This is a genomic window from Pseudoflavonifractor sp. SW1122 (genome assembly GCF_012027765.1).
Lineage (GTDB): Bacteria > Bacillota > Clostridia > Oscillospirales > Oscillospiraceae > Enterenecus > Enterenecus faecium.
Genome location: NZ_SJOS01000063.1, coordinates 1 through 14167 on the forward strand (window position 1 = coordinate 1; position 14167 = coordinate 14167).

The following is a 14167-nucleotide window of genomic DNA, read 5'->3' on the forward strand; positions in this document are numbered from 1 at the left end:
CATGGCCCGGACGGAACATCCGTCCGGGCCATAGTTGAGGTGCATTACTTCACTTCGGCGGTGGGAGCGGGGGAGGGGGCTGCGCCCTCCACCAGCAGCAGGTCCACCACGTCCTTGGTCCAAGCGCCGTCGCCCAGGTGGGTGATGGTGCCGGACAGGGGATCGACCATGTACAGGGTCTGCTCACCGGTGCCGTAGTAGGTGTCCACGGTCATGATAAACAGGCGCTGATAGGTCTGGCTGTACACCATGGAGAAGGTGTCCGCATCGGCGCTCATGGACTGCTGGGCCCAGAGCACGCTGGTGACGGTGGTGCCGTCCAGGGTGGACAGGTAGATGTAGTCCATGAAGGCGTCGTACACGTAGAAGGTGTCAGCACTGTTGAAGGCGATGCTCACGGGCGTGTCGATGTCCCGGGACACGGGGTAGGCCTGGCCCAGGGTGGCATCTTCGGTGCTCAGCTCCTGGACGGTGTAGGTGGTCTCCATGGTCTCTGCATTCACAGAGGTGGTGAGCACATACAGGGTGTCGTTGTAGCTGTTGTAGGCCAGATCCAGGATGTCGGCATCCTGGGTGTCCACGGTGCCCAGGGTCTCAGACCAGCTCAGGTCCAGGGCCAGCTTGTACAGGGTATTGTTCTCATCCAGAGCGTACACATAGCCGTCGTCGGAGTTGTACACCGCCTGGGCGATGGTGAAGCCCAGAGTGTCGGACACGGCCTCCTCCAGGGTCTCGGAGGGGTCCAGCAGCTTGGTGGTCTCCCAACCGGACTGGTTGAAGGCGTACATCTGGACGGTGTCGTCCACCACGGACACGGAGCAGGTGACGGACAGGTCACCGGCGGAGACGGTGATCTGAGCCACGCCCAGGCCTACGGCGGTGATGTTGCCCTCACGGTCCACGGTGGCCACAGCCTCGTTGTCGGAGGTGAAGGTGACCTCGCTCACACCCTCCAGCTGGCTGACGCTCACAGGCAGCACCAGAGCGGAGAGCTGGGCGGTCTCACCCTTGTTCAGCAGCAGGGAGGTGGGATTGACCACCAGACTGTCGGCCTTCACGGTGTCGGGCACCTGGGGCTCGTTGTCCGTGGGGAAGTACAGGCCGGAGAGCATGCATCCGGTGTCGCCCACCTTCACCACAGAGGCGTCGGTGGTGTCCACCACATACACAGCGGTATCCCGGTTCTGGATGCCAGCCCACGGGTCAGAGTACACGTTGGAGTAGGCCCAGTACAGGCAGTCGGTGTCGAAGTCGAAGGCCAGGGACTGGTAGCCGCAGGGGTCCACACCGGTGTCACCGATGACGGTGATCTCGCCGGTGCGCTTGTCCATGGTGCACAGGTTGCCGTCAAAGTCCACGGCGTAGAGGGTGCCGTTCTCGTCGGCAGCCAGGCCTACCACGTAGCGGTCCAGAGCGGCCACAGCATACAGCTGGCCGGTGGTGGTGTCCATGGTGTACAGGGTGGAGTTGCCGGTGGAGTTCTTGGCGTTGCCCACCACGTACAAAGCGCCGTCGGTGTAGTCGAAGGTCATGTCACACAGGTTGGTGAAGTAGTCGTATCCGGTGACATCCATCTCCATCTTGCCGGTCTTGGCGTCGATGACGAAGAAGTGCATGCCGTCGGTCTGGTAGTCCTCTGCCTGGGGGTTCTCGCCGTAGGCGTACACCTTGCCGTTGTAGTAGGTGGCGGCGTACACGTCGTAGTCAGAGGCATACAGGGCGTCAGCGTCGCCGGGGTTGTGCAGGTCATAGTCCATCTCGCTCAGCCAGAAGCCCATGGCCATGGTGGTCAGGTCCTGGAGCACGAAGCCGCGCATCTCGCCGGAGCTGACCAGCACGTTGATGGTCACCTCTACGGTGAACTCACCCAGGGTGCCGGTGGCGGTGGTGGTGCCTTGCTTCAGGCCGGTGACCATGCCGTTTTCAATGGTGGCCACGGTCTCATCGGCCACGGTCCACTGGACGTTCCGGTTGGTGGCGTTGGAGGGCTCCACCTTCACGGGCATGGCGTTGGAGGCACCTTCCAGGATGTTGATGCTGTCACTGGTGGTGGTGACGCTGGTCACAGGCACCTCGGGGGTCTCGGGGGCGTTCTCAGGCACAATGTGCAGGCCCACGATCTGGCTGCCCGCGTCCACAGCGCCCAGGTCCAGGGCGGCGGCGGTGTTCAGGTCGATGTACATCAGGTCGAACTGGGTGGCGGTCATAGCGGACCAGTACAGCTCGCCAGTGTCATGGTCAAAGGCCATGGACTGGTTGTAAGCGGCGGGGTAGCAGCCGGTCAGGCCCAGGTTCTCGGTGGTCTGGGTGTCCACGTCATAGGTGCACAGGAAGCCGTAGCCCTGGGTGACGAAGTACACCAGGCCGTCGTTGTCCACGGCGAAGGCGCAGGCGGGCTCGTTGTAGGAGTCCACCAGGGTGCCCACCTTGGTGACCTGGCCGTCCATGGTGTCCACGGTCACCAGGTCGGTGGCGCCGGAGTTGGCGTCCTGAGCCAGGCCGTACAGGTAGCCGGTGGAGTAGTCATAGGACAGGTCCTTCATGGAGTAAGAGGTGGTCTTGGAGGCAACCTTCTGGTAGCTGTAGTCGGTGGGGTCCACGGTGTAGAAGTTGCCCTGCTCGTCGTAGGCGTAGAGGGTGCCGCCGACGTACTCGGCGCACATGTATTCCAGAGCCTGGGTCTCGTTGAGGGTCTGGTAGTCAGCGGGGTTGCTGGCGTTGAAGGTGGTCCACTGGGAGGCCAGGCCGTCGTCGCCCATGCTGGCGATGACAAAGCCGTTGATCTGGCTGTCGGGGGCCACCACGTTGATGGTAGCGGTGCCGGTGACTTCGGTGAGGGTGTCGGTGACGGTGATGGTGGCAGTGCCCACGCCGGTGGCGGTGACAGTGCCCTCATTGACCACGGCCACATTGGCATCGCTGGTGGACCAGGTCAGCTGGGTGTCGCAGTACCAGGGGTCGGGGGTGACAGCCAGGGTGACGGAGTTGCCCTCCAGCAAAGCCACCTCATTGGGGGACACCTTCAGGGCCTGGAGGTCGGTGTCGGGCCACTCCAGCTGGTTGGTGTCCAAAAACAGCAGGCCAACCACCTCGGCGTTGCCGGCCATGGCGCCGCAGTTGTCCATGGTCCAGGTGCCGGACTCATCCTGGCTCAGAGCGTACAGCTGGCCATAGGAGCCGAAGTTGGGCATGTTGTACTGGGCCCAGTAGATGGTGCCGTCCTTCCAGGTCATGGACTGACCGTAGTAGGAGCCGGGCATGTCGCTGCCCTCGCCGCCCATGAGGGTCTCGCCCCACACGCCGGAGGCGGTGTCAATGGTGCGCAGCTCGGCGGGCTGGCTGCCGTAGCTGGGGCCATAGATGCCGTACAGGGTGCCCTGGTCGTCACAGGTGATGGCGGTGGCAGAGGCCAGGTTGTTGTCGGCGTTGACGTACTCCAGCTGGCCGGAAATCATGCCGATGGTCACCAGCTGGGGACGGGTGTCGCTGGTCAGGCCGTACAGGGTCTGGGTAGAGGCGTCATAGGCCAGGTCCCGGATGCCCACGCTGAGATCGGTGATCTCGGTGCGCTCATCCCAGTAGCCGGGCTGGATGACCACCAGCTTGTTGTTGGCGTCCACGGCCAGGATGTAGCCGCCCACCTGCTCAGCGGCGGTGAGGGCGTAGTCCATGTAGTACTCGCTGGAGCAGGCGGTGGCGGTCACGGTCTCGCCGCTCAGGTCCATGCCAATCCAGCCGTACAGGGAGTCGTCGCTGATTTCGTTGTCCGCCACCCGGTAGCCATACAGCAGGGTGTCGTCCAGGGCAATGTCGTTGCCGGGCACCTTGATGGAGTAGTAGGACTCGTTCAAGGCGTAGTCGCCCAGCACCAGGGTGAAGTGGTCGCCCATGCCGGTGACATCGTAGGTCTGCTTCCACACCCGGTTGCCGTTTTCGTCCACGGTGGCCTGGGCGTCATCGGCGGCGTACTGGGCGTAGATGTTGGTCACGTTGCTGTTGCAGAAGTTGATGCCGGCCACAGACAGGTTGTCGGAGAAGGTCAGGGTCAGCAGGCTCTTGCCGTCCTCCTGGGTCAGCTCGGTGCCCAGCAGTTCAGGGGCGGTGGTGTCCACGGTGAAGCTCACGGACTTCTCCTCCACGGGGGAGTTGGGGTAGTCCAGGGTGGCGGAGATGGTGAGGGTCACGTTGGTGTTGTTGGGCAGGGTGTTGCCCTCAGCGTCGGTGAGCTTATAGGGAGTGCCGTACCAGGAATAGACATAGGGCACGCACATGTCGTAGCCGGCCACGTAGTTGCTCTTCTGCACGTGGTCAACAGTCTGGCTGAAATACTCCTCACCGGTGTTGGTATCGGTGTAGGTGAAGGTGAGGGTGGCGGCGTTACGCAGCAGGGAGATGTACATATCGTCCACATAGTCGCCGTTGCCGTCGCCGTTGGGAGACAGGGAGACGTGGCTGAGATCAAAGGTCTCCTCCACATAGGGGTTCAGGCCGGGCACCCAGCCGGAGGTCTGGCCGCCGATGTTGGTCCACAGCGCGCTGATGTACTGGCTGTAGTCCATAATGCTGTCGTCGCCCCAGTAGAAGCCGTGGGTGTCGGGGCTGTCGTTGTCGCCGTCAAAGATGGGGGCGTCGGTCCAGTCGCCGTAGAAGCCCAGGTAGGGCAGGGACAGGTCGGTGCCATTGGCATTGAGAGCCGTGAGGAAGGTGAAGCCCTCCACATAGCCGCCGTTGGGGTAGTTGTCGGCGAAGTAGGTGCGGTCGGAGTCGGCCAGGGTCACGTTGACGTTGACGGTCTCGGTGGCGCCGGGGGCCACGGCCATCACCTGGGCGGCCAGGTCGGTGTCGGAGTCCAGACCCACCAGGGCGTTGAGGTAGGACTGCACGTCGGCGTCGTTTACCACGTCATCGCCGTTGGTGTTGTAACGGAACTCCACGTCGGTCCAGTTCTCGTCCATGGCGGCACCCGCCACAGCGGAGCGGTAGATCCAGTAGGCGTCGTGGGAGTCGCACACGCCGCTGTCGGTGACGTCAAACTTGGGGGCCATGGCGGAGGTGGACTCGCCGGTGGAGGCGGCCAGAGCCATGGGGGAGTGGGACATGAACAGATAGCCCTGATCGGCGTAGTCGGTGTTCACACCCTCGGTCTGGGCCACGGTGTTCAGGTCATAGAACAGGGTGGCGTCCCCGAAGTTGGTGACGTTGAAGGAGTAGTTGTAGCTGCCGGTCTGGTCGGGATCGTCGTACAGCTCCGCCTTGGGCACGTCGCAGCCGTCCACGGTGAGGTAGGCCTGGGTGGTCACAGCGCCGTAGGCGTCTGCCAGACCAGAGCCCTGGCTGCGGGGAGAGTAGTACAGGCCCTCCTGATTCTGGTACACCAGGGGCTTGGAGGTGCTCATGAGCAGGGCACGCACCAGGGAGTTGGTGTCAGCCCCGTCGGCCTTGCCCAGGCCGTCCTCAGACATCACATACTCCTTGACCAGAGCGGAGATACCGGACAGGTTGGGGGCGGCCATGGAGGTGCCGCTCATCAGGCCGTAGGTGCCGTCGTCCATGGTGGAGTAGATGTTGCCGCCGGGGGTGGTGATGTCAGGCTCCAGGGTCAGGGAGGGGGTGACGCCCCAGGAGGAGAAGTCGCTCATCTGGTAGGCGGTGTCGCTGGCGATGAGGGTTTGGTCCGCGCCCACGGTGAGGGTCAGGTCGGGGTTCTCCTCCAGAGCGGAGAGGATGTAGGCGCCGTCTGCCATGGTGATGGAGGCACAGGGCATGGTGACGGGGCTGTCCGTCATGTCCATGATGATGGTGCCGCTCTCATTGTTGTACACCAGGCAGGCCACAGCCCCAGCGTCCTGGGCGTTCTGGCACTTCTCGGTGAAGGCGATGACGCCGCGCTGCACCAGAGCGATCTTGCCGGACACGTCCACGGAGGCGAAGTCCTCCACGGTGCCGGTGCCGGGCACAGCCACCACCTCATAGGGGGTGTCGGCCAGGGTGTTCAGGGGGGCGTTGACGCCGCTGCCACCGTTCTGATAGGCGATCTTGTAGTTGTCGCCCACGGTGATGTAGTCGGACATGTAGTAGGCGTTCTCCACGCTGGCCACGGACATGGCGTTGGCGTAGGCACCGGGAGTACCCAGCACGCCGTTGTCCGGGTTGGAGGTGAGGTTGGCGTTGGTGCCCCAGGCGTTGCCCTGGCCCATGGTGTCGGAGTTACCGGCGGAGATGCACAGCACGGTGCCGGTCTCGGCCACCCGGTCAAACACCTCATCCACCCAGTCCACGTCGGTGGTGAAGCCTGAGTCAGAGCCCAAGCTCATGTTGATCACATCGGCGCCCAGCATCATGGCGTCTTCCATGCCGGCCACCCAGTCCTCGGTGTAGGCGCCGCCGTTGGCGCCGAACACCTTCATCACCATCAGCTGGGCGTTGGGGGCCACACCCACCACTTCGGACTCGTCCACCTTGTTGGCGGCGGCGATGCCGGCCACGTGGGTGCCGTGGTCGCCCTCGGTGTCGTTGTCATGGGTGATGTCCAGGCTGTTGTCCACGTAGTTGAAGCCGTAGGCAACCTTGGTGTTGTAGTACAGATCGGCGCTGGTCAGGCCACTGTAGCGCTCATAGGCGTTGAGGCTGGTGAGCACGCCGTCAATGTCGGCCTGGGTCAGGCTGGTGTCCGTGAGCACTTCGTCGGGGAGAGCGGCGAAGTTCTGGTGATCGGTGTCCAGTCCGGTGTCGATGATGGCAATTTTCATGCCCTCACCCTTGTAACCCTGGGCCCAGGTGTCCTCACGGCCAATCATCTGGCCGTCGGAGATGGTCCGGGGATAGACAATGTTGGAAGAAGTGGTCTCGTCGGTGGAGCAGGGCTCGTACACGGTCTGCATGACCACCTGGTCCACGCCGTCCACGGACTCAATGTCGGACAGCTTGCCATAGGGCACGGTGGCAGCCACGCCGTTGACCAGCCAGCTGTACTGGTAGGACACGGTGAGGTCGTCCCCGTCCAGAGCGGTCTCCTCGATGTCGGCGATGACCTTATCCTGGGCGGCCTTGATCTCTTCCATCTGGGCTGCGGTGTCGTTGGAGTACACAGCGGCGCTGTTGGCGGAGACCACGGAGTCGCCGTCCATGACAATGATGACCCGCACATCCTCGTCAGGAGAGATGGTGTCGTCCAGGTTGTCCTGGGTCACGGCGTCGTCCCGGGTCAGGTCCAGGTCGTAGTCGGAGCCGTCCAGCTGCTCCACTTCCACACCGTTGGTCTGGGAGGTGGAAGTCTCGTTGGAGTCCGCGCTGGCGGCAAAGGCGAAGGGGGCATTGCCCACGGTGACAGAAAGGGCCAGGCTCCCGGAGAGAACCAGGGCCAACAAACGGTTCAGTTTCATTTTGCAGCCCTCCTCTTAGCGTAGATGCCGAAGCCGGCCAGGACGGCCACACACACGGCAACCAGGGCCACATACAGGGTCAGGTTGGCGGTGTCGCCGGTCTCGGGGCGCTCGGTGTTGTCCCCGTCGTCACCACCCTCGGGGGTGTTGGTGGGGTTGGCGCTGGGGGCGGGCTCGGTGGGCTCCTGGCCCACGGCCACGGCCTCACCCTGGGCGTCGTTGGCGGTGCCGGAGACAGTCAGGTCGTCCGCGGCCACGTCGGTGCCCTGGAAGTTCACCTGGAACAGGGCGGTGAGGTCCTCCTGGGCCTGATAAGTATCCGGGGCCACCCAAGAGATCTTGAGCACGCCCTGGTCAGCCTGGGTGTCATTGACGGCGTACATGGCCACGTACTGGGAGTACTGGTCGTTGTCGCCCTCAAAGTCACAGCCCACATAGGTCAGCTTGTCTGCGTCGAAGGTCACGTCGATGACGCCGTCGGTGACCACAGCGTTGGTCTCGATCACGGCGGCGACTTCGCCGGACGTCTCGTCCACATCGGCCCACAGCGCGTCGCCGCTGGCGGCAGAGGCCTGGCCCGCCAACACAGCGCAGCTCAAGGCGGCCGTCAGCATCAGGCTGAGTGCTTTGTTGATGCGTTTCATTGGTATCCTCCTTATGTATATTTTTGTATCACAAGGTCTGCACGAAACCGGGCCAGGGCGTCTATCCTCTCTCTTCTCCCTGAGGGTATATGCCCAGGCTCTGTCTGGCGTTCCTTGGTACAAACAAAATAGAACTCCCGCCGATGGTCAGTACTGCACTGCGTCAGAGGACAGGGCGGGGTTGGACACCGTCCAGGTGCCTTCGATGCCAGCGTCTACCTCGGCCCACAGCAGCCAGGTGGCCATGTCGGCGGTGCCCGCCTGATCGTCCCCGGGGGCGCTGTGGTAGAGCACCACCTGGTTTCCGGTGTCAGTTTGGCGGATGGAGTCGATTTCCACGTCCACGGAGCCGGAGGACACCGACTCGGTGACCACCACCAAGGCGTGGTCCTGGAAGTAGTCCTCGTCGTATTCCTTCAGCTCCTCATAGGCGGGCAGCTGATCCACGGAAGTGATGTAGTGCACCGAGCTCTCATTGCCATTGTAGGTGATGCGCAGCTTGCCCCGGGCCTCCTCGTCCACGGCGTCGCCGGGTATGGGGGCGAAGTCGTCGCCGCCAATGACGTTGCCCACCCCAGGGGTGCTGGTGGGCTGGCTGGAGGTGTTGGCGGAATCGGACACCGCCGTGCCGGGGGATGTGGTCTGGCTGGGCTGGGAACAGCCGGAGAGCAGCAGGCAGAGCACACACCCTGCGCTGAGTAGAGATTTCAAAGGAATCATGGTAGCCTCCTGTGGGAAATATTCTGTATATTCATTAATTTATGCATATGTATTCATTGGGTTAATCTTTAATCTATCACTGGGACCTACCCCTGTCAATCGTGTTCTGACAATTCATGGCCAATTCTTACAATTTTGTCCATTGTGCGCATAAAGTGTGGAGGATGACCAAAGAAAAAGGTCCATCGGAAACTTTCCGATGGACCTTGCAAGATAAAAATTTAGTATTTTATCACTTTATCAAAAAGAAGAAGGGCGATATGCCAGGATATGGGGGGAAGTGGGTATTTGGGCAAAAATACTATAGGAATGAATTTTTACAAAAAGGATGACTTAATCGTCTATGTGACGCCTGAAACTTTGAAAGAGCTGTTTGTCGCAGCCTCTTTTATTTGGGTGCTTATCAGCATGTTTTGCTTCGATTCATGGGCCAAAACGGCAGCAGTCCCACACATACCCCGATCAAAGCCGGAACCACCCAGCCCAGCCCCAGGGTGTACAGGGGCAGAAATAGCCACACTTTCCAGGGCGTGCTGCAATTCCAGCTGCCATCTGCTCCACAAAGGTATAACACACTAGACTTTCCGAGGGAAAGTCGTGTGCCACGAAACCGCCGGTTTCTTTGGATTCTTCCGGTCAAAGGGGAACTCTATCCCCTCTGAACACTCCAGTCAAAGGGAAACGCTGTTCCCCTTTGGAATCCCCTTGCTAACAGGGAATGTAAATATTGCCCCCTGCTTGATGACAGCATTAAAAGATAAGAATGCTCATTTTTCTTAAAACTTACAAATAGGTGCAAAACTACAATCAATATGTATTTATAGCCTCTATAATTTCTTCATAATCACACAAACCGTTTCCCACATAACGCCAAGTTTCGCTATCATATTCTGCACCATCAAACGGAGTAATAGCTTGTTGAGCATTATATACTTCGTTATGTAAATCAAAATTAAGAAATAATGCAGAATCAACTTTTACATATACATCATAACTAAAGAAACAGTTCTTCCGACTTAATATATTTTCAACTTCTCTTACCAGTTCTTGCATCTCTTCTATGTCACTTTTCATAATCGACTATCCTTAAAATGATGAGCGAATATTTCAAATGTTACCATTCAAAATATTCATCGCTGTAACCACTGTATAAACGCACGAATTCATCTGCAAGTTTTTTCACAAACCCCTGTCTAACGCTATTGCTAAGGTTATTCCCCTTTAATCATACTTTTGTAATATGAAATCCAAAATTCATACAAATCTATCATACTACTTATCTCTTTCGAATAATTTTCAATTGTATATGATTCCTTTGCTGCAGGACATTCTTTCAATACGCAAAGACCTACAAAAGCATCCAAATAGAGTGGATAACACTTGCATATGGTAGGCTTTAAGTCATTCATAGCGCACTTTCCAGATATATATGCACTACAAACACCTTGTTCGTCTGTCTTAACTCTGTAAATTCCATCTGTTCCAATAAAGATATATTTCTCAAAAGAACTTTTTTTGAGCTTTGCGACATCCAAATCTGTTAAAATAATATCTATAAAGGACCGACCATCCACTGATAACAATCTATCAGAAGATCCTTCATAAGCACCACAACAACTGTCTGGGCATTTTACACCCAGACAATTAAATTTATTTTTCATATTCCCTCCTACCACATGGCTAATGCAGCTATTGCAGTTGAAAATATTCCATCCGTAACATTAGCTTCTATAGATTCAATCTTTACCTCTTGTATTTTAGATCCTCTTAATTCCATAGATTTTTGTATCATTTCTTTAACTCGCTGAACAGCTACCTCCTTACAATCCATACAAGAATATTCCATTATAACTCCCACCTCATCAGGCTGTTGAGGCAATCCAACTCCAACAGCAGCCGCTATTTTTCCCGATTTAGAAGAGCTAATTGAGGCGTATGCAGTAAATAGAATAGATCCTTGCCTTGCTGTAACCGTAGTTTCTTCTTTACACATTGAAGGCAATATACTACTTACTTTAACTAGATTATAATTTGCTATTCTAGATGCATATAAGGCTTTATCAAAAGAAACCAGTTGAAATTTATCATTTCCAATTCCTGATACCAATATGTAACTGGATGGACAATACATAATTACACCTCCCTACAAAATTGGTTGATCAGGGACAAAACTCATAAGATAATCTGTACTATCTACACCGCATGTATTGCAACTCAAAGAACATCCTCCACCGCAAGCTTCAAGCAATTTACATTTTTTACATAAATCAGGTAAATGCTTTTTCTCTCTAAAATCATTTAAAATCGGGGACTCTCTCCAAATTTCCTCTATAGATTTTTCAAAAATATTTCCTAACAAATACCTTGGATCAGCACCACAACGTGTCAAATCTCCTTTTCCATTCAAAGCTGCTTTTGTATACCCCCATTCGCATGGATGCATATACTTCCTATATCGTTCGTCCATAGCACAAAGTGGAAATGGATCTTCAACAGAAATTTTTATCCCTAATTCATTATGGACTTTATCAACATTTTCTAAAGCTTTTTTTAGATTCTCTTTTGAAAGCATATAATGTGTAGTATCTTCTGCCCTACCAAACGGAATTATTCGTTGCAGAATAAGATAGCCCACTCTTATTTTTTCTTTCACTAATAAATTTTTTACCATCTCATAAATGATATCTGAAGTGTCAGGAATAATGTTAATTGCTATTCCAATGGTAACATCATATTTTGATAACACTCTCAAGTTATTCATCAATAAATTGTATGCCCCATCCTTATTTGAAAAGGTATCATGCTCAATTGCATTACGACCATGAATGGTTGTTTCATAAACATCGATATATTTTACTACTTCGCTAAAATCTTCATGGAACTCCATAGTATTAGACATTACTCCTGTTGCAATTCCATTTTCAGATAAATTTTTAGCAATATCAACTATATATGGATGCAACACTGGATCTCCACCTAATAGACTTACCCGCTCAATTTTAGCTTTAGCAAGTTCTTTTATAATTTTATAAATTATATTAATATCCGCATGAGTATATTGCACATCATTAGCACATGCATAACAACATGGACAATGGCTTGTACACATATCTGTAATGTGCAAAATAACACTTGATAACTTCCATTCCTTCATCACAATCCCCTGCTCCATAAATCAATCATAAAAGAGTATTTCTCAACTTTTCTGCTGCTTTGTAACACTTTTCCAAATATGAAGAATTTGTAATATCATTTTCTGCCAGACATCCATATGCTTTTACCTCATCAATCACATCAATTCCAGCATTTTCACAGAAAAACTCCATAGATTTTAATCCTAAATCAATGCTAAAGGCATCTTCGCTTTCTTTCTCACTTTGTCCCACAGTCAGCAGTATACATTTTTTTCCATTTAAAGTTCCTACGGTTGCAAAAGGATTCAGCCTATCAAAAAATGTTTTCATTTCTCCAGACAAAAGGCTCCATCTAACTGGAGTAGCAAAAATGTAAGCGTCTGCTTCTGCAATTTTATCCATTAATTTTGATAAGTCATCATCAATATTACATTTTTGAGTTTCATCACAATAAAGGCAGCCTGTACAAAAATCAATTTGAATTTTCCCCAAATCAATAATGTCAATTTCCTCTGGTAAGAACTTTGAACAAGACGCCTGTACCATCTTTAATGTGTTACCTCTACGAATACTACCTACTACAGCTACAACTTTCATCTTAATTCCTCCATTTCCTTATTAATAAATTGAACCACTTCATGGTTTACTTGGAATCCCATATCTGAATAAAATTTCATTAAAGACTGCCCACTTTTCGTCCACAAAAAAACTTCTGTAACGCCCATTTCTTGCGCCGCTATTTTTACACCATTAATTAATTTTTCCCCAACACCCATTTTTTGATATCTAGGAAGTACGAATATTTCTTTCACCTCCATTTGCTTTCCAATGTGCCAGGTCAATATCTCACAAATTATACAACCAATAATATCTCCATTTGTTATAGCAACATAACCAATATACTGAGGTGATGAAAGCATCTCAAATATCCGTTGTTGTGCCATATCATAAGTCCATGACTCATTCCATATACCTGTTTCATATGCTGCCACATAGATTTTAGATACTTCCTGAATATCATTTTGCGTTAATTTTCTTAAATCAAACTCCATGTAAATTCTCCATATTTTAAAACGAATTTAAGCGTTCAGCTAATTTTCCAATTACTGCATCGACAAAATCGTTGTTCATTAAAGCTGCAAAACTCTCCGTAGTTCCCTGGATAGGTAAGCCAATATAGCCTTTTTTCCCATCCGTAATAGACTTCATAGGTTCATAAATTGCAAAATCCACATGCGGTACTAAAAAGAAGAAATCATCTGACAAATAATAAACTTCTAGATTTTTACTATTTCCACAACTGTTTTTAAAAATTTGGACGCGAACTTTATTGATTTCTGTATCTGGCACAAAATATTTATATTTAGTCCCCTTTTTTAAATTTTCCTTTATTACACCAGCATAAATCCCACTATTTATTTCCGTTAGTAAGTCTGGTGAAATAAGCCATATTTCCTCAAACGGATATGTTTTTTCCATTAAAGCCAGTTGTTCTTCTTTGCATATTCCATTCATAATTTTACTATCAGCAATTTTTTGTTGTATCATTTTTATTTGCAGATCTATTTGTGCTTCTATATTTTTTTCCCCAATACTGGAAATAAATATAGTGCCACAATATATTGAAATGGGAATAATTACAAGAATAGCAATTAAAAAGAATAAAACAGGAAACAATCCAACTTTTTTTTCGAAATAGCTTACTCCCATAGAACCCACAACAGACATAGCTGGTAATAAAATGGTAAACCAAATTGTTTCCCATCCATTTGAGGTCTTTTCCACGCAAATTCCTCCTAAGCTCGCTCAAATTTCTTCTCTTGAATATATTCTAAAAGTTTTGATGCAATTGCATCAATTAATGAGTCTTCGACTTTAGCCGCATATAGCACTTCACAATCAGGTAAATCAAGACCTATATATCCCCTTCGCCCTGTAGCGGAAGTTTTATAAGGGTCATAAATAGTGAAATCGAGTTTTGAAACCAGGAAGAAAAAATCATCTGTTAATAGATAGTACTCTATATTCCCCGAGTCTCCATTTCTTCGTTTAAGTTGCTCTAATCTTATGGTTGTTAGATTGTTTTTTGTCACAAATACTTTATATTTTATTCCGCGTTGAAGATTATAAGGCACGACTTCAGCATATAACCCACCATCTATTTCAGTTTCCAAATCATTTGATACAACCCAGATTTCTTCACATGAACATTTTTTTTCAAATTCAGACAACTTTACGTCTGAAATTATAGATTCTTCAAATAAATATTCATAATTGCAAGTTTCCT

General features: G+C 52.3%; 12 protein-coding genes. 1 reads left to right on the forward strand and 11 read right to left on the reverse strand.

Features of this window, described 5'->3' with window-relative positions:
* Positions 1-44: 44 nt before the first annotated feature.
* From E0L15_RS12595 to E0L15_RS11090, 3 genes are all read right to left on the reverse strand, one after another.
* On the reverse strand, positions 45-7382 hold the full coding sequence (locus tag E0L15_RS12595) for a S8 family serine peptidase (protein WP_168125632.1): 7338 nt from the start codon (positions 7380-7382) through the stop codon (positions 45-47).
* Positions 7379-8026 carry a hypothetical protein gene (locus tag E0L15_RS11085; protein WP_087230387.1) on the reverse strand — a complete coding sequence of 216 codons (648 nt, stop codon included), beginning with the start codon at positions 8024-8026 and terminating at the stop codon, positions 7379-7381. The genes E0L15_RS12595 and E0L15_RS11085 overlap by 4 nt, the downstream gene beginning before the upstream one ends.
* 147 nt (positions 8027-8173) lie before the next feature.
* Positions 8174-8746: a hypothetical protein gene (locus tag E0L15_RS11090; protein WP_168125633.1), complete on the reverse strand. Its 573-nt coding sequence runs from the start codon at positions 8744-8746 to the stop codon at positions 8174-8176.
* Positions 8747-8910: 164 nt separating this feature from the next.
* Here E0L15_RS11090 and E0L15_RS11095 point away from each other — a divergent pair, with 164 nt between their 5' ends.
* Positions 8911-9078, forward strand: a complete 168-nt coding sequence (locus E0L15_RS11095) for a hypothetical protein (RefSeq protein ID WP_168125634.1) — start codon at positions 8911-8913, stop codon at positions 9076-9078.
* Between the two features lie 475 nt (positions 9079-9553).
* Here the strand turns inward: E0L15_RS11095 and E0L15_RS11100 are convergent, their stop codons facing one another.
* The 8 genes from E0L15_RS11100 to E0L15_RS11135 form a co-directional block, all read right to left on the reverse strand.
* Positions 9554-9820, reverse strand: coding sequence for a hypothetical protein (locus tag E0L15_RS11100; RefSeq protein ID WP_168125635.1), 267 nt, complete (start codon positions 9818-9820; stop codon positions 9554-9556).
* 137 nt (positions 9821-9957) lie between these two features.
* Positions 9958-10407 (reverse strand): hypothetical protein, encoded by a 450-nt coding sequence (locus tag E0L15_RS11105; protein WP_168125636.1) that lies wholly within the window; start codon positions 10405-10407, stop codon positions 9958-9960.
* An 8-nt stretch (positions 10408-10415) separates the two neighbouring features.
* Positions 10416-10877: a pyruvoyl-dependent arginine decarboxylase gene (locus E0L15_RS11110; protein ID WP_168125637.1), complete on the reverse strand. Its 462-nt coding sequence runs from the start codon at positions 10875-10877 to the stop codon at positions 10416-10418.
* A 12-nt stretch (positions 10878-10889) separates the two neighbouring features.
* Entirely contained in the window at positions 10890-11900 is a 1011-nt protein-coding gene (locus tag E0L15_RS11115; RefSeq protein ID WP_168125638.1) for a radical SAM protein, read from the reverse strand.
* A gap of 25 nt (positions 11901-11925) precedes the next feature.
* Complete coding sequence (locus tag E0L15_RS11120) at positions 11926-12477, reverse strand: flavodoxin family protein (RefSeq protein ID WP_168125639.1); 552 nt, start codon at positions 12475-12477, stop codon at positions 11926-11928.
* Entirely contained in the window at positions 12474-12932 is a 459-nt protein-coding gene (locus tag E0L15_RS11125; RefSeq protein ID WP_168125640.1) for a GNAT family N-acetyltransferase, read from the reverse strand. The genes E0L15_RS11120 and E0L15_RS11125 overlap by 4 nt, the downstream gene beginning before the upstream one ends.
* Before the next feature lie 16 nt (positions 12933-12948).
* Positions 12949-13665, reverse strand: coding sequence for a hypothetical protein (locus E0L15_RS11130; protein ID WP_168125641.1), 717 nt, complete (start codon positions 13663-13665; stop codon positions 12949-12951).
* Between the two features lie 11 nt (positions 13666-13676).
* Positions 13677-14167 (reverse strand): hypothetical protein (locus E0L15_RS11135; protein WP_168125642.1); only part of this gene is annotated, 491 nt, incomplete at its 5' end.